Origin of the sequence: Altererythrobacter sp. TH136, from assembly GCF_007065885.1 — a bacterium.
In the GTDB taxonomy this organism is placed as follows: domain Bacteria; phylum Pseudomonadota; class Alphaproteobacteria; order Sphingomonadales; family Sphingomonadaceae; genus Tsuneonella.
The window spans coordinates 618,280-639,228 of the sequence record NZ_CP041409.1; the positions used below are offsets into that span (position 1 = coordinate 618,280).

The 20,949-nt window shown below is 66.7% G+C and carries 21 protein-coding genes and 1 tRNA gene; 9 read left to right on the forward strand and 13 right to left on the reverse strand.

What is annotated here, in order from left to right; all coding sequences use genetic code 11:
* Positions 1–8: 8 nt before the first annotated feature.
* The 3 genes from sdhA to sdhC are packed head-to-tail and all read right to left on the reverse strand — an operon-like array spanning position 9 to position 2,595.
* On the reverse strand, positions 9–1,817 hold the full coding sequence (gene sdhA / locus C0V74_RS03045; protein ID WP_143250564.1) for a succinate dehydrogenase flavoprotein subunit: 1,809 nt from the start codon (positions 1,815–1,817) through the stop codon (positions 9–11).
* The gene (gene sdhD, locus C0V74_RS03050; RefSeq protein ID WP_131625440.1) at positions 1,817–2,203 is read right to left on the reverse strand and encodes a succinate dehydrogenase, hydrophobic membrane anchor protein; all 387 of its coding nucleotides are present in this window, start codon (positions 2,201–2,203) and stop codon (positions 1,817–1,819) included. Before sdhD ends, sdhA begins: the two co-directional genes overlap by 1 nt.
* Before the next feature lie 11 nt (positions 2,204–2,214).
* Positions 2,215–2,595, reverse strand: coding sequence for a succinate dehydrogenase, cytochrome b556 subunit (gene sdhC, locus C0V74_RS03055; RefSeq protein WP_143250565.1), 381 nt, complete (start codon positions 2,593–2,595; stop codon positions 2,215–2,217).
* A 98-nt stretch (positions 2,596–2,693) separates the two neighbouring features.
* Here sdhC and C0V74_RS03060 point away from each other — a divergent pair, with 98 nt between their 5' ends.
* From C0V74_RS03060 to C0V74_RS03070, 3 genes are read left to right on the forward strand one after another with little or no spacing between them, the layout of a single operon-like run.
* Complete coding sequence (locus C0V74_RS03060) at positions 2,694–3,401, forward strand: SDR family oxidoreductase (protein WP_143250566.1); 708 nt, start codon at positions 2,694–2,696, stop codon at positions 3,399–3,401.
* Positions 3,391–4,290 (forward strand): subclass B3 metallo-beta-lactamase, encoded by a 900-nt coding sequence (gene bla, locus C0V74_RS03065; protein WP_143250567.1) that lies wholly within the window; start codon positions 3,391–3,393, stop codon positions 4,288–4,290. Before C0V74_RS03060 ends, bla begins: the two co-directional genes overlap by 11 nt.
* Entirely contained in the window at positions 4,283–5,215 is a 933-nt protein-coding gene (locus C0V74_RS03070; RefSeq protein WP_246844942.1) for a 50S ribosomal protein L11 methyltransferase, read from the forward strand. The genes bla and C0V74_RS03070 overlap by 8 nt, the downstream gene beginning before the upstream one ends.
* Here the strand turns inward: C0V74_RS03070 and C0V74_RS03075 are convergent.
* From C0V74_RS03075 to C0V74_RS03095, 5 genes are read right to left on the reverse strand one after another with little or no spacing between them, the layout of a single operon-like run.
* Complete coding sequence (locus tag C0V74_RS03075) at positions 5,182–5,712, reverse strand: hypothetical protein (protein ID WP_143250569.1); 531 nt, start codon at positions 5,710–5,712, stop codon at positions 5,182–5,184. The genes C0V74_RS03070 and C0V74_RS03075 overlap by 34 nt on opposite strands.
* A gap of 35 nt (positions 5,713–5,747) precedes the next feature.
* Positions 5,748–7,811 carry an NAD-dependent DNA ligase LigA gene (gene ligA / locus C0V74_RS03080; protein ID WP_143250570.1) on the reverse strand — a complete coding sequence of 688 codons (2,064 nt, stop codon included), beginning with the start codon at positions 7,809–7,811 and terminating at the stop codon, positions 5,748–5,750.
* Positions 7,808–8,644 carry an alpha/beta hydrolase gene (locus C0V74_RS03085; protein WP_143250571.1) on the reverse strand — a complete coding sequence of 279 codons (837 nt, stop codon included), beginning with the start codon at positions 8,642–8,644 and terminating at the stop codon, positions 7,808–7,810. Before C0V74_RS03085 ends, ligA begins: the two co-directional genes overlap by 4 nt.
* Before the next feature lie 56 nt (positions 8,645–8,700).
* A complete protein-coding gene (recN, locus tag C0V74_RS03090) occupies positions 8,701–10,374 on the reverse strand; it encodes a DNA repair protein RecN (protein WP_143250572.1) in 1,674 nt (557 codons plus the stop codon).
* A gap of 34 nt (positions 10,375–10,408) precedes the next feature.
* Positions 10,409–11,731 carry a bifunctional diguanylate cyclase/phosphodiesterase gene (locus tag C0V74_RS03095; protein WP_143250573.1) on the reverse strand — a complete coding sequence of 441 codons (1,323 nt, stop codon included), beginning with the start codon at positions 11,729–11,731 and terminating at the stop codon, positions 10,409–10,411.
* 118 nt (positions 11,732–11,849) lie between these two features.
* Here C0V74_RS03095 and C0V74_RS03100 point away from each other — a divergent pair, with 118 nt between their 5' ends.
* Together C0V74_RS03100 and C0V74_RS03105 are read left to right on the forward strand one after the other, a co-directional pair.
* Positions 11,850–12,638, forward strand: coding sequence for an NAD kinase (locus C0V74_RS03100; RefSeq protein ID WP_207974510.1), 789 nt, complete (start codon positions 11,850–11,852; stop codon positions 12,636–12,638).
* 65 nt (positions 12,639–12,703) lie between these two features.
* Positions 12,704–12,778, forward strand: a tRNA-Asn gene (locus tag C0V74_RS03105).
* Between the two features lie 241 nt (positions 12,779–13,019).
* Here C0V74_RS03105 and C0V74_RS03110 read toward each other — a convergent pair.
* Entirely contained in the window at positions 13,020–13,256 is a 237-nt protein-coding gene (locus C0V74_RS03110) for a KTSC domain-containing protein (RefSeq protein WP_143250575.1), read from the reverse strand.
* 360 nt (positions 13,257–13,616) lie between these two features.
* On the opposite strand from C0V74_RS03110, the gene C0V74_RS03115 reads away from it, so the two are divergent.
* The gene (locus C0V74_RS03115) at positions 13,617–13,835 is read left to right on the forward strand and encodes a hypothetical protein (RefSeq protein WP_143250576.1); all 219 of its coding nucleotides are present in this window, start codon (positions 13,617–13,619) and stop codon (positions 13,833–13,835) included.
* Here C0V74_RS03115 and C0V74_RS03120 read toward each other — a convergent pair.
* Complete coding sequence (locus C0V74_RS03120; protein ID WP_143250577.1) at positions 13,832–14,572, reverse strand: sulfite exporter TauE/SafE family protein; 741 nt, start codon at positions 14,570–14,572, stop codon at positions 13,832–13,834. The two genes, C0V74_RS03115 and C0V74_RS03120, sit on opposite strands and share 4 nt — an antisense overlap.
* Before the next feature lie 68 nt (positions 14,573–14,640).
* On the opposite strand from C0V74_RS03120, the gene C0V74_RS03125 reads away from it, so the two are divergent.
* Entirely contained in the window at positions 14,641–15,384 is a 744-nt protein-coding gene (locus tag C0V74_RS03125) for a GNAT family N-acetyltransferase (RefSeq protein ID WP_168194136.1), read from the forward strand.
* Here C0V74_RS03125 and secA read toward each other — a convergent pair.
* Both secA and C0V74_RS03135 read right to left on the reverse strand, forming a co-directional pair.
* Positions 15,291–18,053, reverse strand: coding sequence for a preprotein translocase subunit SecA (secA, locus tag C0V74_RS03130; protein WP_131625428.1), 2,763 nt, complete (start codon positions 18,051–18,053; stop codon positions 15,291–15,293). The two genes, C0V74_RS03125 and secA, sit on opposite strands and share 94 nt — an antisense overlap.
* Before the next feature lie 92 nt (positions 18,054–18,145).
* On the reverse strand, positions 18,146–18,457 hold the full coding sequence (locus C0V74_RS03135) for a hypothetical protein (RefSeq protein WP_143250579.1): 312 nt from the start codon (positions 18,455–18,457) through the stop codon (positions 18,146–18,148).
* 96 nt (positions 18,458–18,553) lie between these two features.
* On the opposite strand from C0V74_RS03135, the gene argJ reads away from it, so the two are divergent.
* Together argJ and C0V74_RS03145 are read left to right on the forward strand one after the other, a co-directional pair.
* Entirely contained in the window at positions 18,554–19,780 is a 1,227-nt protein-coding gene (gene argJ, locus C0V74_RS03140) for a bifunctional glutamate N-acetyltransferase/amino-acid acetyltransferase ArgJ (protein ID WP_143250580.1), read from the forward strand.
* Positions 19,781–20,605, forward strand: coding sequence for an inositol monophosphatase family protein (locus C0V74_RS03145; protein WP_143250581.1), 825 nt, complete (start codon positions 19,781–19,783; stop codon positions 20,603–20,605).
* Here C0V74_RS03145 and trxA read toward each other — a convergent pair.
* A complete protein-coding gene (trxA, locus tag C0V74_RS03150; protein ID WP_131625424.1) occupies positions 20,602–20,928 on the reverse strand; it encodes a thioredoxin in 327 nt (108 codons plus the stop codon). The genes C0V74_RS03145 and trxA overlap by 4 nt on opposite strands.
* Between the last annotated feature and the right edge of the window lie 21 nt (positions 20,929–20,949).

Consider the following 20,949-nt stretch of genomic DNA (forward strand, 5'->3'; position numbering starts at 1 on the left):
AGGTACCGTCAGTACACCCGCTTCTTGGGCTTGATGTACTCCACGTCGTCGGTGAGGGTGTACTCGTGCACGGGGCGGTAATCGATCCTGACCGAGCCGCCGGTGCCGCCCCAGCCGGTGAACCAGCTGGCGGTGTGCTTCATCCAGCCCGCATCGTCGCGCTCGGGGAAATCCTCGTGCGCGTGGGCGCCTCGGCTTTCCTTGCGGTTGTAGGCGCTCGCCATCGTGACGTTCGCCTGGGCGATCAGGTTGTCGAGTTCCAGCGTCTCGATCAGGTCGCTGTTCCAGATCAGCGACCGGTCGGTGACCGCGATATCCTGCATCGAGCGATAAATCGTCTCGAGCTGCTCGACGCCTTCCTTCATCAATTCGTCGGTGCGGAACACCGCGGCATGACGGCTCATCGCCTGCTGCATGTTCTTGCGGATCGTCGCGGTAGGGGTGCCCCCGCTGGCATTGCGGAAGTGGTCGAGCCGGGTGAGCGCGAGGTCCGCGCTGTCCTTGGGCAGCTCCTCGAACGCGGTTCCGGGGGTGATCAGCTCCTTCAGCCGGTGCCCGGTCGCACGGCCGAACACCACTAGGTCGATAAGCGAGTTGGAGCCCAAGCGATTGGCGCCGTGCACCGAAACGCACGCCGCTTCGCCAACCGCGAACAGTCCGGGGACCACTGTGTCGGCGTTACCGTCGGCGCCGATCGTCACGACCTCCCCGTGATAGTTACAGGGGATGCCGCCCATGTTGTAGTGCACCGTCGGCACCACCGGGAGCGGCTGGCGCGTCAGGTCGACACCGGCGAAAATCTTGCCGCTCTCGGTAATGCCGGGCAGCCGATCGGCCAGGATCTTGGGATCGATGTGGTCGAGGTGGAGATAGATGTGGTCCTTGTTCGGACCCACACCGCGACCTTCGCGGATTTCTAGGGCCATCGAACGGCTGACGACGTCGCGGCTGGCGAGGTCTTTCGCGCTAGGCGCATAGCGCTCCATGAAGCGCTCGCCCTCGGAATTGGTGAGGTACCCGCCCTCGCCCCGAGCGCCTTCGGTGATCAGCACGCCCGCGCCGTAGATGCCGGTCGGGTGGAACTGGACGAACTCCATGTCCTGCATCGGCAGGCCGGCGCGCAGGACCATGCCGCCGCCGTCGCCGGTGCAGGTGTGCGCGCTGGTGGCGGTGTAATAGCAGCGGCCATAGCCCCCGGTCGCCAGCACCACCGCCTTGGCGCGGAAGCGGTGGATCGAGCCATCGTCCATGCACAGCGCGATGACGCCGACGCACTTGCCGCCGTCCATGATCAGGTCGATCGCGAAGTATTCGATGAAGAAGTCCGCGTCGTGCTTCAGGCTCTGCTGGTAGAGCGCGTGGAGCATCGCGTGCCCGGTCCGGTCGGCCGCGGCAGCGGTGCGCTGGACCGGCGGACCTTCGCCCATGTTCTGCATGTGGCCGCCGAACGGGCGCTGGTAGATCGTCCCGTCCTCGTTACGGCTGAACGGCACGCCGGCGTGCTCCAGCTCGTACACCGCCTGCGGCGCCTCGCGCACCATGTACTCGATCGCGTCCTGGTCGCCGAGCCAGTCGGACCCCTTGACGGTGTCGTACATGTGCCACGTCCAGTGATCCGGCGTGTTGTTGCCCAGGCTGGCAGCAATGCCGCCCTGCGCCGCCACGGTGTGCGAGCGGGTGGGGAATACCTTGGTGATGCACGCGGTGCGCAGTCCCGCTTCGCCGGCGCCCATCGTGGCGCGCAGGCCCGATCCGCCGGCACCGACGACGACGACATCGTAGGTGTGGTCAATAATCTTGTAAGCTGCGGTCGCCATCAGGCGGCTCCTGACAGGGCGAGGCGGATGATGCTGAGGACGCCGAGACCGGCGCCCACGACGGCGAGGATGTTCAGCACGATGGAGATCGCTAGGTGGTTGCCGGCGTCGTGGACATAATCGTCCACCAGGATCTGCAGGCCGTGGCGCGCGTGCCAGAACACGTTGGGCACCCACAGCGCCAGCACGAGTGCGGGCAGCGGGCTGGCGACCCAGTCCTTCATCGCCGCAAAGTCATGGCTCGGCAGCAGTGCCAGGCCGAACGCCAGGAACAGGCCGCCGAGAATATTGCCGATCGCGGTGAAGCGCTGGATCAGCCAGTGGTGCGCGCCGGTCCGCGCGGAGCCCAGTCCGCGTACCCGGCCGAGTTCGGTTCCATCACCCATCGATCAGTTCCTCAGCGGGTCAAGACCAGGGCCCAGAAGACCACGGTCAGCAGGAGACCGATCGCCGGCGTCAGCCACGACCAGGTCTTGTTGGTGCCAAGTTCGTAACCCGAGCCGATGTCGAGCACGAAGTGACGGATGCCGCTCGCCAGGTGGCTGAAGTACGCCCACGACAGGCCGATCAGAATGATCTGGCCGATGATGGAATCGGCCGCGGCCTGGAAGGTGGCATAGCTTTCGCCGCCGCTCGCCAACGCGGCGAGCCACCACACCAGGATGGGCAGGCCCAGCAGCGCCATGCCGTCGCCGGTGACGCGGTGGAGGATGGATACCGCCATGTGCGGCCCCCATCTCCAGATCTGCAGGTGCGGTGCTATCGGGCGATTGGCCATCGAGAAGTCCGTCGGTTGAAGTGCGCCCTCCCCTTAACGTCTTGGCTTGGTCGCGCAAGCGCTCGACATGCAACCGATGATGCGGAAAAGGGGCCGGTATGACGACCATCCTTCTCACCGGCGCGTCGCGCGGGATCGGCGCGGCGGCCCTCGCCGCTCTCGAAGCACGCGGGTGCCGTGTGATCGGACAGGCAACACGCGCCAGCGAAAGCTTGCTGGCGGCGGATTTCGCCGAGCCCCAGGCGCCGCAGGTCCTGTGGGAAACCGCGCTGGCGCAGGCTGGCGGTGCGATCGACGTATTGGTCAACAATGCCGGGCTTTTTGCCGAGAATCCGCTCGACGGATCCGACATCGCCTGGCTCGACGGATGGGAAGATACGGTGCGGATCAACCTGACCGCAGCGGCCCAGCTCAGCCGGTTCGCCGTGCGGCACTGGCAGGACCGGGGCACAGGGGGGCGCATCGTCCATGTCGCGAGCCGTGCCGGACACCGGGGCGATTCCCCGGCGCACTGGCACTACGCCGCGGCCAAGGGCGGGATGTTGGCGCTGCACAAGACGATCGCGCGGCAATACGCAGCGCAAGGGATCCTCAGCTATGCGATCGCGCCCGGCTTCACCGATACCGGCATGGCGGGAGACTACCTCGCCAGCCGTGGCGGCCCGGCGCTGCTGGCGGACATTCCGCTTGGCCGGGTGGCAACGCCAGAGGAGATCGCGACGATCATCGTGTTCTGCGCTCTCGACGCGCCGCCGAGCATGACCGGCGCGACCCTCGACGCCAACGGAGCTAGCTATGTCCGTTAGATCAATCGCCGCCGCATTTGCGCTGCTGGCGGGATGCGCGACGGCTCCAGCGCCGCTGGCCGACGCCGCCATCGGCCAGCGCGCCTGGGCCGCGGCGTGTGCGGACGCTGACGAGTGGGACAAGCCCGGCCCGCCCTTCCGCATCCGCGGCAACACCTATTACGTAGGCACTTGCGGCATCACCGCGCTGCTGGTGACGGGGCCCCGCGGCCACACGTTGATCGACAGCGGGACCGACAAGGGTGCCGAGGTGGTGCTGGCTAACATCCGCGCGCTCGGCTTCGATCCAGGCGACGTGAAGTACCTGCTGATGAGCCACGAACATTTCGACCACGTCGGCGGGATCGCACGGGTGCAGGCTGCCACGGGAGCAACCATCGTAACCTCTGCAGCTGCCGCCAAAGTCCTGCGCAGCGGCGAGGTCGATCCGAACGACCCGCAGTCCCGTTCCAACCACCCGCCCTTCCCGCCCGCAACCGGCCGGATCATCGAACTCGGCGTAGATGAAGCGCGAATGCCGCCGGGTTTGGCCGCCAAACCGATCTTCACCCCGGGGCATACTCTGGGAGCGCTGAGCTGGACCTGGCAGGCTTGCGACGAAGGGGACTGCAAGACGATCGTCTATGCCGACAGCCTCAATCCGATCAGCTCTGAAGGTTACCGCTACCGCGACCATCCGGAGCTGGTGAAGGGGTTCCGCGGCGGAATCGACGCGGTGAGCAGCGCACCGTGCGACATCGTGCTGGCGCCGCATCCTATGGCGGCAGCGATGCGCGCGCGCTTGCTGGGAGACAAGCCTCTGGTCGATCCGGGTGGTTGCCGTGCCTATGCTGCAGCAGCAAGTGATCGGCTCGACAAGCGGCTCGTACAGGAGGCCGCCGGTGGCTGACTGCTGGTCCGTTCGCGCCGATGTGCCGCGGGAAATCGCCCGTGCGGCGCTGGTGGCGCACGAAGACGCGCTCGACTGGCCGGAAGACTGGGTGCTGACCGGCAGCGAGGTGGCCGATCACTTGCCGGAAGACTGGTTTGTCGAAGCCTATCTGCCGCACGAACCTTCGGCGGAGGACGTCGGCCGTGTAGCGGCTTTGTTTGGAGACACGGCGCCAAAGCTGGTAGTGACCGCGATCCCCGATCAGGACTGGCTCACCGTCAGCCAAGCGGGGCTGGAGCCGATCGTCGCCGGACCGTTCCGCGTCCGCACCCCCGATCATCCGGCGATCCCCGACACGATCGACTTCGCGATCCCGGCCAGCCAAGCCTTCGGCACCGGCCATCACGCCACTACCGCGGGCTGCCTGGCGATGCTAGGGCGCATGAAACGGACGGGGATGCAGGTGCGCAACCTCGCTGACATCGGCACCGGCACGGGGCTTCTGGCATTCGCCGGGCTGGCCTTGTGGTCCCGCGCCTATGCGACCGCGAGCGACATCGACGCGGTCTGCGCCGGGGTCGTGGAGGCCAATGCCGAGGCCAATAACGTGCGGATGGGTGCTGGCCGCGGCGCGCTGACGATGGTGATCGCCGATGGCATGGCGAACCCGCTGCTGCGCGCGCGCGGGCCGTACGACCTGCTCATCGCCAACATCCTCGCCGGTCCGCTGGCGGAACTGGCCGCCGATTTCGGGCGCGCCGTGGTGCCCGGCGGCAGCGTGCTGCTGGCGGGCTTGCTCGAAACGCAGGAGCGCGCGGTGCGCGCCACCTACACCCGCGCCGGGTTTCGCCTCGCCGCGCGCGACGTGCGCGGAGACTGGTCCGTGCTGTGGCTGCGAAAACGCAACCGTCAGCCGCTCCACCGGGCGAGCGCCTCACGGTAGTTTTCGCGCGCATCCCGCTCGCGCCGCTGGAGCTTCTTGGCTTCCTTCGCCTGCTGCGCCCGGAGCGCTTCAATCTTTCGGTCAAGCGACTCGCGCTTGGCTTCCAATGCGGCGAGTGCCGCCGCGTGGCGGCTGGTCGCCTCCTCCAGAGCCGCTTCCGCCTTGTCGAGCGAAGCACGGCTGGGCGGCTTGCTGCGCTTGCGGGGAGGTGCCGGTTCAGGAGCCGCTTTCCCAGACTTTGCGGAATTCTTGGTCTTGCGCGGGCCGAGCGCCTTCAGTTGTTCGGCCAATCCACCGCGCGATATCATCACGATCTCGCCTGGCTTGGAGAGGGGCGCGGCCATCAAGGCTTCGTCGGTCACCTCTTCCGCGGTGCCTTGCGCGAACAGGTTTCCACTCGCGCCCCAGGCAGCAAGCGCCGCTTTCTGGCTCGGCGCCGCGACGTACGCGTCGTTGAACCCCGCCGCCGTGCGGAACACCTTGAGCTTGCGTGCCATGGCTTGCAAAGCGCCCCGCCGGCGCGCGGGTTCCGCTACCCGGCGCTGGCGACGATCTCCGCCCATGCCGCCTCGTCGATCACCTCGATGCCCAGTTCGGCGGCCTTCTTGAGCTTGCTGCCCGCGCCCGGCCCGGCGACGATGAGGTCGGTTTTGGCGCTGACCGTTCCGGCGGCTTTGGCACCCAACCGCTCGGCCTGCGCCTTCGCTTCGTCCCGACTCATCGTTTCCAGCTTGCCGGTAAACACCACCGTCTTGCCGCTGACCGCGCTGGCGGTGGTTTGAACCTCGTAACGCGGGGGCGAAACCTCGCGCAGCAGGTCGTCCCACACCGCGCGGTTGTGTTCTTCGTGGAAGAAATCGCCGAGCGCCTCGACCACCACCGGGCCGACGCCCTCGATCGCGGTCAGCGAAGCGGCCGCCTCCGCATCGCCCCGATGTGCGGCTTCCGCGGCGGCGCGCACCGCCGGCAACTCGTGAAAATGCTTGAGGAGATCGCGCGCGGTCACCGCGCCCACGTGCCGGATGCCGAGGCCGAACAGCAGCCGCGCCGCATCGGGCGTGCGCTTCGCTTCGATCGCGGCGAGGAGGTTGTCGACCGATTTCTCCTGCCACCCCTCTCGTCCGACCAGATCGCCGCGATGGTCCCTCAGGCAGAAGATTTCCGGGGGGCCTCGGTCGAGCCAGCCCAAATCGATAAACTCAGCGATGGTCTTTTCCCCCAACCCCTCGATGTCGAGCGCGGCGCGGCTGACGAAATGGCGCAGCCGTTCGAACTGCTGGGCGCGGCAGACCAGGCCGCCGGTGCAGCGAACATCGACTTCACCCTCTTCGGCCACCGCTTCGCTGCCGCAGACCGGGCAGTGATCCGGGAACACGTAAACGTCTCGCGGCTCCTCGCCAGTGAGGTTGCCGACCACCTGGGGGATGACGTCGCCGGCCCGCTGGATCACGATCCGGTCCCCTTCCCGCAAGTTCAGGCGCGCGATCTCGTCCCGGTTGTGCAGCGTCACGTTTACCACCGTCACCCCGCCGACCAGCACCGGTCGCAGGCGGCCCACCGGAGTCAGCTTGCCCGTGCGGCCGACCTGGATATCGATTTTCTCCAGTACGGTTTCGGCCCGTTCGGCAGGGAACTTGTGGGCCAGCGCCCAGCGGGGGGCCTTGCCAATCGCACCGAGCCGCGACTGCAGCGCTAGGTCGTCCACTTTGTAGACCACCCCGTCGATGTCATACGGCAGGCCGTCACGCCGCTCGCCGATGCCGCGGTAATGACGCACCATCTCCTCAACCGTCTGGCAGAGGACGAAGTCCGGGCTGACCGGCAGTCCCCACGCGCGCAGCCGCTCCATCATGGCATGCTGGGTGTCGGCTGGCACCTCGGACGCCGCCCCCCAGCCATGCGCCCAGAAACGCAGCTTGCGGCGGGCGGTGACACTAGCGTCCTTCTGCCGCAGCGATCCGGCCGCCGCGTTGCGCGGTGTCGCGAACAGCCGGCCCGCCGCCTCCTGCTGCGCCGCATTCAGGGCCGTAAAGTCCTGTTTCGCCATGTAGACTTCGCCGCGCACCTCGAACAGCGCGGGCACCTCGCCCGTCAATTCCTGCGGAATGTCAGGGATGTGCGCGACATTAGCGGTGACATCCTCCCCCACCTCGCCGTCCCCGCGGGTCGCGGCACGCACCAGGCGGCCCTGCTCGTATCTCAGTGAGCACGACAGGCCGTCGATCTTGTCCTCGGCGGTGAAAGCCAGCGGGGCGTCGGCAGGCAGGTTCAGGAACCGGCGGACGCGGGCCACGAATTCCGCCACCTCCTCGTCGGAGAACGCATTATCGAGGCTCATCATGCGCACGTCGTGGCGCACTTTGCTCAAGGGAGAGGCGGCGACTTCGTGCCCCACGGCGCGAGACGGCGAATCAGCGCGCACCAGATGCGGATAGGCTGCTTCCAGCTCCGCATTGCGCCGCACCAGCGCGTCATATTCGGCGTCGGTGATCTCCGGCGCGTCCTGGGCATGATACAGCCGGTTATGGTGTGCGATCGCTTTGGCGAGCCGCATCAGTTCGTTCGCGGCATCGGCTTCGCTCATGGCCGTGCTCATTGCGCGCGCAGCACCGCCAGCACTTGCGGTTCGACCGCATCGTAGGCCGCGGCACCGGGCGTGATGACATCGAAGTGGGTCGCCGCGGGCTTCATTTCCACCGCAACCTTCGCTCCGGCGGAGCGCAGGGCTTCAAGGCCTCGCTCATTTGGCGCCGGCAGCCGTGCCTGGACGAACAGGATCCGGTCCAGCCGCGCCGGATGGTTGAGCGGAGAGATCGCCCGATACCGCTGCGGCACCTCCCTCTCGCTGCCGCCCATGAACGGAGCCACGGCCGAAAATTGGCATAGCGCGTCGAACGGTGGCTGATCCAGCGCGAGGTCGGCTGGGCCGTCAAACACGATAGCACTGGCTCCGGATGTCGCCGGGCGATTGCCAAGCGGCCCGTCCACGCCTTGGGCCGCCGCCAACCACTGCGCCGGCAGAGCGCCGGCCGAATGTCCCACGAAAGTCAGGCGGCTAAGGTCCAGCCGCGGATCTTCCGCCAGTCCGCGCAGCAAGCCTTCGGCGTCAGACCAATCGCGGAAGCTTCCCGGCCAGCCCCCTCCGTCGCCCACTTCGCGGTAGTCGACATTCAAGGTGGCGATGCCGAGTTGCTGCCACCGGGTGGCGAGCGGCTCCATGTATCGTCGGTCGGCGATGCCCGTCTTCCAGCACCCGCCGTGAAAGATCACCGCCAGCGGGAACGGCCCCGTGCCTTCCGGCAGGCGCAGGTCGGCTACCGCGCGCTGGTGGTCGGCATAGCGCAGCACGCGATCAGGTTTCGACGGCGTGAGATTCGCATCGGTGCCGTACATGCCCAGCGGCGGTGCTGCGGCCGGAGGCGCCGTCATCGTGCAACCCGCCAGCAAGATCGCCGCCGCAGCGCCAAACAGGTTCCGCACCGCACTCACACTCCCTCCAACAGCCGATCGGCTTGCGCGCGCGCTTCGGGAGTGACCTCCGCGCCGGACAGCATCCGGGCGATCTCCTCCTGCCGCGCCGCCGGATCGAGCAGCGTCACCGAGGTGCGCGTCACCGTGCCCTCGCTCGACTTGTGGATCACGTAATGGGTCCGTCCACGCGCGGCGACCTGCGGGCTGTGCGTGACCACCAGCACCTGCCCACCGCTCTTCGCTTCGTGGCCGGCGAGGCGCAACAGCCGCTCGCCAATGGCGCTCGCCACCGCGCCGCCGACGCCGCGATCGATCTCGTCGAAGATCATGGCTGCCCCGCCTTTCTCCGCCAGCGCAACCTTGAGCGCGAGGATGAAGCGGCTGAGTTCGCCCCCGCTCGCGATCTTGTTGAGCGGGGCGAAATCAGCTCCCGGATTGGTGGCGATCAGGAATTCGACCGCGTCGATCCCGTGCGGCCCCCAGCGGTCCTCCGGCAACTCCGTCACCGCTGTCCGGAAGCGCGCCGAATCCAGTTTGAGCGGTGCAAGCTCTCCCGCAACCGCCGCGTCCAGTCGTTCCGCCGCGGCGATCCGCACCTGGTGCAAGGCGACGGCGCGCTCTCGATAAGCCTCGCCAGCCGATTTCGCCGCGGCGGCCAGCGAGTCGAGCTCCGCCTCGCCGCCCTCGATCGCATCGAGCTGGTGGCGGAACTCGCGCATGCGGTCGGGCAGCTCGTCGACTTCGCAGCGATGCTTGCGCGCCAGTGCACGAAGATCGAACAACCGCGTTTCGGCGCGCTCCAGCGCCAGCGGATCGTGCACCAGCGCCTCGCCCGCGGCGGTCAGCTTGTCCTCCGCCTCCCCCGCCTCGATCACCGCGCGGTCGAGCGCCGCCAGTGCTTCGGCCAGCAGCGGGTGTTTTGATGCGATCCGGTCCAGGCGGCGAGCAGCGACCCGCAGGTTGGCCAGCGGCGAGTCGGAACCCTCCCACAGCAGGCGCAATTCCTCGAGGTCGCCCGACAGCCGCTCGCCCTTCTGCATCGATGCGCGCGCTTCGGCCAGGCGTTCTTCCTCGCCCGCCTGCGGTTCGATCGCCGCGAGTTCGGCGAGGTGCGCGAGTAGCAGGTCCTGATCGGCCTGCGCCGTCGCCACCCGTTCTCGCGCGGCGGCCAGCCGATCCTCGGCAGCGCGCCACCCTGTCCACAGGGCGGTGAGGCCTTGCTCCCCTCCGGCGAACCGATCGAGCAACGCGCGATGGCCACGCGGGTTTACCAGCCCGCGGTCGTCGTGCTGGCCGTGCAGCTCGACCAGCGCGGGCGCGATCTCGCGCAGCAGCGCCACGCCCACCGGCTGGTCGTTGACGAACGCGCGGCTACCCCCGTCCGCCTTCAGCGTGCGCCGCAGGATCAGCGGCTCGCCCGGCTCCAGTTCGACGTCAGCCTCGTCAAGGGCGGCGGCGATGGCTTCAGGCAGCGCGGCGAACTCGAACGTCGCGGTTACGCTCGCCTTGTCTTCTCCCGCGCGCACCAGACCGCTTTCCGCCCGGTTGCCGAGGACGAGACCCAGCGCGTCGAGCAGAATCGACTTGCCCGCCCCGGTTTCGCCAGTCAGGACGCCCAGCCCGCTGCGAAATTCCAGATCGAGCGCCTCGATCAACACGATGTTGCGGATGGTGAGGCGCGTCAGCATTCGCCGCGTTCACTAGCGGATGCCGCGGGGCGCGTCACGCGGGCAGGCGCGCAACCTTGAGAAAAGCGGCGGGCGAAAGCGGGGCCGATCGCAAAAAGCCCTGGTACACCGCACAACCCTCGCTGTGGGCGATGGCGCGCTGGGCCTCGGTCTCGATCCCCTCTGCGACCACTGCCAGGTCGAGTGCCCGGGCGAGCGCCACGATGGCGCGCAGGACCGCCCGGTCGCGCTCGTCCTGCTCGATCCCGTCGATCATCGAGCGGTCGAGCTTCAGCGTGTCGAGCGGCAGCAGCTTGAGATAGCGGAAATTGCAGAACCCGCCGCCGAAATCATCGAGCGCGATGTGGATTCCGCGAGACTTCAGCGTGGCCAGCGTAGCAGCGCATCGCTCGAGATCGCCCAGCAGCACCTGCTCGGTGATCTCCAATGTCAGCCGTGCCGCGGCGAAGCCACTTGCGTCCAGCAGCGACGCAAAGTCGTGCGCGAAGTTCGGGCTGGCGAGATCAGCCGGCGTGACATTGATGGACAGCCGCACGTCGCGCGACCACACCCGCGCCGCCGCCAGCGCCTTCTCCGCGATGTGCCGCGACAGATGCGCCACATGCTCGGCGCGTTCGGCGATCGCGAACAGCGCACCCGCCCCGATCTGGCCGATGCGGGGGTGGTTCCACCGGGCGAGCGCCTCGGCCCCCACCACTCTGTCGTCCGCCATGTCATACTGCGGTTGAAAGACGATCTCGATCTCGCCGTGGTCGATGGCCGTAAGCAGGTCCGCCTCGATCTCGGCAGCGCGGATGCCGGCGGGTGAGCGGGTCCGGTCGGCCCACGCGATCCGCGCGCCCGGCCGGTCGTGCGCTTGCGCCAGCGTGCCGGCGAGACGATCGACCACGTGATCGGCCCGCTCTCCGGGCAGCACCCGCAGCAGCGCGATGCGCGGCCACAGGCGCACCGTGCCGGACCGGTCGAGCGTCGCAATCGGGGCGGCGAGCGCTTCGCCCAAAGCCTCCCCCAGCCACTGCCACCGTTCACGGCTCATCGCCTCTCGCGCCACTAAAGCGAACTTGCCACCACCCAGGCGGGCCGCCAGCCATTCGCCGTCCGCCAGTTCATCGGCGGCAAAATGAAGGATCCGCCGGGCCACTTCGACCAGGGCGCCGTCTCCCGCGGCTTCGCCGTACGCCAGATTCACTGCATCGAACCGTCCCAGCCCGATCAGCAGGGCATGAACCGGCGCCGCCTTGCCGTCGGTGGCTTCTGCCCGCCAGATGTCGAGCGCGCCGCGCACGGCCTCGCTGTCGGCAAGCCCGGTCAGGGCATCGCGGCGGCTCTGGCCTGAAGCATGTGATAGCGACGTCATCCGGCCCTCCCTAGCCGCTTGCGCCCGCCGCCGCGCGCCCGCCGCCGCCCTGCGTTGCCAAATGGGACACCCGGCTCTAGCTTCGCGCTTATCCTGGTTTCGAAATAAGGGTGCGCGCGTGACTGGCTCCATCGATGTCAAGCGCCTGGCGCTGCTCGCCTCCCGCACCGAACGGGCCATCGCCGCGGCGGCCGAGCTGCGCGAGCATCACGATTTCGTCTCGTTCGACCGGGCGGAAGCGGTGGTGGTGTTGGGCGGCGATGGCTTCATGCTGCACACGCTGCACCGGATGCTCGACAAGGGGCGGGTCATACCTGCGTACGGAATGAACTGCGGCACGATCGGTTTTCTGATGAACCGTTATCGCACTCCGGCCAAGCTGGTTGATCGGCTGCACAAGGCCCGCATCCACGCTATCGCCCCCCTGCGGATGGAGGCCATCACGCAGGACGGGGCGCGCCATGTTGCCTGCGCCATCAACGAAGTGTCGCTACTGCGCGAAACCCGCCAGACCGCCAAGATTGAGGTGTTGCTGGACGGCAAGACCCGGCTGAAGGAACTGGTCTGCGACGGCGTGCTGCTGGCCACCCCGGCCGGTTCCACCGCCTATAACCTGTCTGCCAACGGACCGATCCTGCCGCTCGATTCGCAGTTGCTGGCGCTGACCCCGATCAGTCCGTTCCGCCCGCGACGGTGGTCGGGTGCGGTGTTGCCTGAGCGGAGCAAGGTGACCTTCCGTGTCAACGAGCCAGCCAAGCGCCCGGTGTCGGTGGTCGCCGACCAAAAAGAGTTCCGCGACGTCGCCGAAGTGAACCTGGAGATCGCCCGCGAAAGCCAGCTAACCCTGCTGTTCGATCCCGGTCACGCCCTCGATGAGCGGATCGTTGCGGAACAGTTCGCGGTCTAGTCGACTCTGGGACTTGCCAACCATCGGGCACGCCCATATAGGCGCGCTCCTGCCGATCCGGCTGCTCCCCGATAGCTCAGCGGTAGAGTAGGTGACTGTTAATCACTTGGTCGTTGGTTCGAATCCAACTCGGGGAGCCATTCATCGTCGCCAGTTCGACGATGTACGATGAGCCGCCAAGCGGCGCTTCAGTCCCTCCCTGCGGCTATGGTAGCCGCACTGGCGATGACACCGCAGCTTGACCCGTACGGGTGCGGCGCGGGTATGTCAGGCCGTCATCCTGTCCTCTGTATTTGCTGAAAGTCCCTGACGTGGCGGCAAAGCAGCCGGTTGCAGACGCGATCCCCCGCATCCACGGGATGCCCAGGGATCCGTAATACTCTAATCGGGATACCGGCGCCGCGGCGGATCGGCGCGGCAATCGAACCGTCCTCTTACCGCAGAGTTGACGAACCGGCCGGCCGATCCGGCTTCGCATAGCGACTGATAGATCTCGGCCGGGACGTCGGAATAGATGTAACGCCTCCGCCCGCTGAACCAGACGCTGAGTTCGCGCGAAAGGGGATTGTAGGCCACTCTCTCGATCGCGGACGAACCTCGGATCTGCTGGACAGGCATGAAGGCTGAGCGCTCGAGAGAATCGCAGCGTTCCGGTCGTTACGCTGAACCGAATCCGTTTCGCGCCAGACCGAATCGGAACCGGCCGCGGCTCATCCGGTTCGGTTCGGGGTGATGAAGCCAATCTCTTGCACAATGCGTGAGGTCGCCAATCGCGCTTCGGTCGCAGCGCCCGACCTGCCCGAGCCGGACCACTTCCACAAATGCCCGGTTTGCGGCCAGCAGGTCGATCGCCGCCGACTGGGCGACGTCATTCACCACGCAAGTCCATGCCATAAGCAGCTGTCGCACTGACTTCGACCATACCGGACCCTTTGCGGGTCGCCTTCGTTGAGGGGCTGAAGGAAAGGACACCTCAAGATGCTTCTCAGAATGGCAACCCTCTGCGCCCTCGGATACGCCGCTTACAACTATTACAACAAGAACCGCGAGCAGGTGGACGGCACCTTCCGGCGCCTGACACAGGGCGGATCCGCCAGTGGTCGGACCGGCGACAACGCTGACCTCGCCGGTGGGCCTCTCAGCAGGGACGCGACGGTGGTGCACGCCGGCGAAGGGCCGCTCGCCCCGACCAGTTAGAATTTCAGCAACAGCCGCGCTCCGACATAGATCGTGAGCGCGGCGGTGAGCCAGCGAATGGCGGTCTGCGGCAGCAGGCGCACCGCGAGCAGGCTGCCGACCTGGCCGCCGATCACCACGGCGATCAACAGGGGCAGTCCCAGCGTCGCGGCTTCGCCGAGGCGATCGCCGCCATTCTTGATGAGCTGGCCAGCCAGGCCGAACACCGAATTGATCAGGATGAACAGCGCCGCTGTCGCGGCGATAGCACGTGCGTTGTCCCAGCGGGTCAGGTGCAGCAGCGGGGCGAGGAAAATCCCGCCCCCGATCCCCACTAGGCCCGCCAGATAGCCGATCGGCGCCACGAGCAGGGGCATCCACCGCGCGGCGGTCAGCGCTCCCCCTTCCCCCCGGGTGGTCTGCGGGATCAGCAGGGCTGCCCCGGCGAGCACGAGGCTGATTCCGAGCAGTCCGACAAACACTTCCTGCTTCAACGGGGTCAGCCCGCCCAGGAAAGCGGCGGGAGCGGCCACGCCGGTGAGCAGCGCGGCCCCGCGCCACGGCGTCAGTCCGGCGCACGCAAACCGGATCGAGCTCCCGCTCACCACCACCAGGTTGCAGGCGAGCGCCAGGATCGGCAGCAGGCGGTAATCGAACCCGGCGAGCGCCAGCAACGCGCTGTAGGTCGATCCGCCACCAAAGCCGACCGCGGCGTAAAGCAGGGCAGTCAGCGCGAAGGCGGCGGCAAGCAGCGGCATCATCACTTCCTCTACCAGACCCCATGCGCCATGATAGCGTCGACCTTGCCACTAGCAGGAGGGAGCGCGTGGACTTCCCCGCCATCGAACTTGGCCGCGACCTGGAGCGCGGCGGATCGAGCGACGCGCGCGCCATCGGCGACATCACCGCCGACGCTTTTCGCGACGACCCCTTCAATCGCTGGTTGTTCGGGCGCTTTGCCGGAATGGCGGGGGTGTTCGGCGCGCTCGCCCGCCATGTGTATCTGCCGCGCGGCTACTGCATCCGGATGGGAGATGAGGGTGCCGCGATGTGGATGCTGCCCGGAGGTGACCTCGAGCCGCCGCTGCGCGCCTTACCCGCGCTGTACGGTGCGGTGTTGTTCGGGAGTACCTGGGGCGCAAAACGCCGCACCGATGCGGCGGTCGCTGCCATGGCCCGCCACCATCCCGCGTTTCCCCACGCGTACCTGTTTACCATCGGCGTGCGCCCATCCGCACGGGGCAAAGGCCTTGGTCGCAGTTTGATCCAGCCGGTGCTCGACGCGTGCGATCGGGCCGGCGTGCCAGCCTACCTGGAGAATTCCAACCCGGCGAACCGCGGGTTCTACCGCAGTTGCGGCTTCGAACGTCAGGCGATGATCGATGTGATGCCCGGTGCCCCGCCGCTGGAGGCCATGTTGCGGCCTCCGCGCTGGGTTTCGCCAAGCGGCCGTGGTTGGCGATCCGCGCCCGCAGGTCAGGCCGGCGTCTTGGTCCCCACCGCGCCGTGGCAGTGCTTGTACTTGTTGCCCGATCCGCAAGGGCACGGCGCGTTGCGGCTGATTTCCTGACCTGCCCACGGGTTGTCCGCCACGCCGCCCGGCCCGGCTTCGGCCACAGGCGACCCGGCGAGCGAGCCGAACAGCGCTTCGCGCAAGCGTGACCCGTCGCCATCGTTCGAATTGTCGATGCCGAGCAGCGGATCGATGTGACCCGTCAGGAAATCCGGCAGGTCGGGGAGCGACAGCGGCGCCTGAGGCGCGTTGAAGCGGAATTCGCTGCGCAGCAGGATCGTGGTCACGTCTTCGCGCAGCGTTTCCAGCATCCGCTCGAACAGCATGAATGCTTCGCGCTTGTACTCGTTGATCGGCTGCTTCTGAGCGTAGGCGCGCAGGAAGATCACCTGACGGAGCGCGTCGAGGGTGGAGAGGTGCTCCTTCCAGTGGTGATCCAGCCGTTCCAGCAGGATCTGCTTCTCCAGCCGTTTCCACATCCCGGGATCGGCCTCGGCGATCTTGCGCTCCATCGCCTCGTCGGTGAGCGCCTGCAGGCGTTCCTCGATCAGCTCAGGCTCGACGTGGTCTTCCTCCAGCCACGCTTCGACCGGGGCATCGACGCCCAGCACGTCGAAGATGCGCTGCTTCAGTCCGGCCACGTCCCATTGCTCGGGATACGAGCCGGGAGGACATGCTTCGCCGACCAGATTGTTGACCGTGTCATGACGCATGTCGGCGACCACATCGTCGACGGCTTCGGAATCCATGATGTCGGCGCGCTGTTCGTAGACGACCTTGCGCTGGTCGTTCATCACGTCGTCATATTCGACGACCTGCTTGCGGATATCGTAATTGCGCGCTTCGACCTTTTTCTGCGCGGTCTCGATCGCCTTCGACAGCCATTTTGACCCGATCGCCTCGCCATCGGCGAGGTTCGAATTCATCATCCGGCTGAACAGCGTATCGGGGCCGAAGATACGCAGCAGGTCGTCTTCCAGGCACAGGTAGAACCGGCTGAGGCCGGGGTCGCCCTGACGGCCCGACCGGCCGCGCAGCTGGTTGTCGATGCGCCGGGATTCGTGCCGCTCGGTCGCAAGAACGAACAGGCCACCTGCTTCGAGCACTTTGGCCCGTTCTGCAGCGACCTCTTCCTTGATCCGCTGGATCGCCGCGTCGCGCTCCGGACCTTCGGGCACGTTCTTCAGCTCGTCCTCGGTCCGGAACTCGACGTTGCCGCCTAGCTGGATGTCGGTCCCGCGGCCCGCCATGTTGGTCGCGATGGTCACCGCGCCCAGCCGGCCCGCCTGCGCCACGATGTGCGCTTCCATCTCGTGGAAGCGGGCATTGAGGACGGAATGCTTCACGCCTTCCTTCTCAAGGTATTCGCTGAGCAGTTCCGACTTTTCGATCGACACGGTGCCCACCAGCACCGGCTGGCCGATCTTGCTCTTCTCGGCGATCGCCTTGGCAATCGCCTGGAACTTGTCGGCCGTGTTCTTGTAGAACTCGTCCTCCTCGTCGATCCGCTGCACCGGCACGTTGGTGGGGATCTCGACGACGTTCATCTTGTAGATGTCCCAGAACTCGGCCGCCTCGGTCGCGGCGGTGCCGGTCATGCCGGAGAGCTTGGGATACATGCGGAAATAGTTCTGGAAGGTGATCGAGGCCATCGTCTGGTTCTCGGGCTCGATCTTCACCCCTTCCTTGGCTTCGACCGCCTGGTGCAGGCCGTTCGACCAGCGGCGGCCGTCCATCATGCGGCCGGTGAATTCATCGATGATGACGATTTTCTCGTCCTTGACGATGTAGTCGATGTCGCGCTTGAACATCACGTTCGCGCGCAGCGCCTGGTCGAGGTGATGGACGACCTGCGTGTTCTCGACGTCGTAGAGATTGGGCGTGGTCAGGAGGCCGCTGCCGGCAAGCAGCTCCTCGATCTTCTCCGCACCCTCTTCGGTCCACGAGATGTTCTTGGTCTTCTCGTCTGCCTCGTAATAGCTGTCGTCGATCGACTTCACGATGGCGTCGATCGAGAGGTACAGGTCCTGTTTGTCCTCCGTCGGGCCCGAGATGATCAGCGGGGTACGCGCCTCGTCGATCAGGATCGAGTCGACCTCGTCGACGATCGCGAAGTTGAACGCGCGTTGCACCATCTGGCCGCGCTCGTGCTTCATGTTGTCGCGCAGGTAATCGAAGCCGAACTCGTTGTTCGTGCCGTACGTCACATCGGACCCATATGCCTCGCGCCGCTCGAATTCGTTGAGGTTGGGCACGATCACCCCGACCGTCAGGCCGAGGAACTTGTGAATCCGGCCCATCCAGTCGGCATCGCGGCGGGCGAGGTAGTCGTTGACGGTCACGACATGGACGCCCTTGCCCTCGATCGCGTTGAGGTACGTCGCCAGCGTCGCGACCAGGGTCTTGCCCTCGCCAGTCCGCATTTCGGCGATCTCACCGCGGTGGAGGACGATGCCGCCGACCATCTGGACGTCGAAATGCCGCATGCCCAGCACACGCCGCGATGCTTCGCGAACGGTCGCAAACGCTTCGGGCAGGATATCGTCGAGAGTGGAACCGCCGGCGAGCTGATCGCGGAACTTCTGCGTCTGGGCGGACAGTTCGGCATCCGAGAGCGCTTCAAGCTGCGGTTCGAGCGCATTGATCTGGCGGACGATCTTGTCGAGCGACTTGACGTAACGGTCGTTCGACGACCCGAACAGGGCCTTGGCGAAATTCTGGATCATGATGGGGTGCCTGACGGCTGGAGGTTCAAGAGCCAAACCCGCCGGACACGCGGGTCCTGCCGGGCAGCGTTACGGGGAAGCGAAACGACGCGCTATTCGTACGCGCGGTCGGGGCCGTACTGAACCGTAGGAATGTAGACGACCACCGGCCGGCGCGGCGCGCAACCGGGCTGCGTGACTGCCTTGCCCTGCGCGTTCACCCGCTGCGGCTGCGAACTGCAGGGCGCTTGAGAAGAACCCTGCGAAGTCGGCACGCTGGTTTCGATACGCGTACTGGAATCCAGGATCATGCGCGCATGCGCGGGAGTGCCGGTGGCAACAAGCCCGGTGATCAGCGCAAGACAGGCAATAATACGACGCAACATGGAGCGGGACAGATAGGCTTTGGCAAGCATCTCGTCCACCCCCTAGTGAATCGCAGCAACCGAAGCGTCCACGCTACGCTTGAGCGCTGAACGAATCTTGAACAGCCGTTAAAAGGGGTCTTTAGCGGCCGATACATGGATCTCGATCGCTCTCCGCTCGCCCGCCCTTTTCCAGTCGCACCGCCGGTCGCGGGGGTGACCCCGCGCGTAGCCCGCGCCGGTTACAAGGACTGGGGACGCTGCGATCTGACCTATATCGAGCTTGCTCCGGGCACGACTGTCGCTGGCGTGTTCACCCGCAACGTCTGCTGTTCCAGCGAGGTGGAACTCGGCCGCGAGCAGGTGCGTCTGGGGACTGCGCGCGCGCTGGTGGTCAATGCCGGCAACTCGAACGCCTTCACCGGCTACCGCGGCCGCGCGGCGGTCGAGGGGATCATGGCTCAAATTGCCGAGCACCTGGGGTGCGCGCCGAGCGACGTCTTCGTGTCTTCCACCGGGGTGATCGGCGTGCCGCTTCCGCAGGACAAGGCGCGCGAAGGTCTCGCTGCTGCCTTCACGGCAGCCGAGTGCTCATGGGAAGAGGCTGCGACAACCATCGGCACGACCGACACTTTCGCCAAAGGCGCGGTGGCGACCGCGATCGTCGGCGGGCAAAAAATCTCGCTGGTGGGTATCGTCAAAGGCAGCGGCATGATCGCGCCCGACATGGCGACGATGCTGGGCTATGTGTTCACCGACGCAGCGGTCGAACCGGCTTTCCTGCAGGCGCTGCTGTCGGCGGCAAGCGACGCGACGTTCAACTGCATCACTGTCGATAGCGACACCTCGACCAGCGACACCGTGCTGGCGTTCGCCACCGGGCAAGCCGGCAACGCTCCTCTGGCCTCGATCGAAGACGCGGGCGCCGATGCTTTCGCCGCGGCGCTGCACGATGTGTGCCGCCAGCTCGCTCATCTGGTGGTGCGCGATGGCGAAGGGGCCGCCAAGTTCATCGAGGTGGCGGTAACGGGAGCGACCTCCGACGACAGCGCGCGCCGGATCGGCCTTGCGGTCGCCAACTCTCCGTTGGTCAAGACCGCCGTAGCGGGCGGTGACGCCAACTGGGGGCGGGTCGTCATGGCGGTCGGCAAAGCTGGGGAGCCGGCGGACCGCGACAAGCTGTCGATCGGGTTCGGCGGCACTTGGGCCGCGCGTGAGGGTCAGCCGGTCGTGGACTACGACGAAGCTCCCGTGGCCCGGTATCTCGCGGGCGACGAAGTGACGATCGCGGTCGATCTTGGCCTTGGCGAAGGCCGCGCGACAGTGTGGACTTGCGATCTTACCGCGGGATACATCGCCATCAACGCAGATTATCGGTCCTGAATGGCCGCCGCCGGTGATAAGCTGACCAGCGCGGTCGGCGCGCTGATGCGTGACGCCGCGACGCGCGCCATCATGCCGCGGTGGCAAGCGCTTGCCGAATACCAGATCGAAAGCAAAGCAAGCGGCGGCACCCTGCCTGACGTGGTCACGATCGCGGATCACGAAGCGGAAGCGATCCTGACCGAAGGCTTGTCCCGCCTGCTGCCCGAAGCCACCGTGATCGGCGAGGAAGCGTGCGCCGCCGATCCTTCGCTGCTTGCTCGGCTCGGCGACCCGTTGTGCTGGATCGTCGACCCACTCGATGGGACCAACAACTTCGCCGCCGGCAAACCGCCGTTCGGCATCCTGATCGCACTGGCTGAGCATGGGGAAACGGCCGCCGGGTGGCTCTACGATTGCCTGACCGGCCGATTTTGCCACGCGATCCGTGGGCGCGGCGCGTACATCGATGGCGAGCGCGCCGCCGCGCGCGAGACAGGCGCTTCGACCCCGGTCGCGGCCAACTCGTTGATCTACATGGCCCCCGATCGGCGCGCACGGGTCAGCGCGGCGATCGCCCCACACTACACGCTCGTCGACATTCCCCGGTGCGCAGCCGAGCAATATCCGCGGCTGGTTCTGGGCGAGAACGATGTCGCGATTTTCGAACGGACCCTGCCGTGGGATCACGCTGCCGGCGCGCTGTTCGTCAACGAGGCCGGCGGAAAGGTCGCCCGCCCTGACGGGTCGCCCTACCGCGTGGACGAGTACGAGCGGCCCGGCCTCATCGGCGCGGCGAGCCCGCGCTTGTGGGACCAGATGGCCGCTCGCCTAACCGTGCCCTAGCTCTGCAGTTCGCTTTCGAGCCAGCTCTTGAGCTGCATCTTGGGGGCTGCGCCCAGCTTCTGCGCGATAGGCTTGCCGCCCTTGAACAGCACCATCAGCGGGATCGACTGCACGCCGATCGAACCGGGCACGCCGGTGTTTTCCATGATGTCCATCTTGGCGATGGTCACCTTGTCCGACAGCTCATCGGCGATTTCTTCCAGCGCGGGGCCGATCATCTTGCACGGACCGCACCACTCGGCCCAGAAATCCACCAGCACCGGTTTGTCGGAATCGAGCACGTCGGATTGGAAACTGGCGTCGGTCACCGCGATGGTCGGCATGATATTCTCCTTTTGCACGGC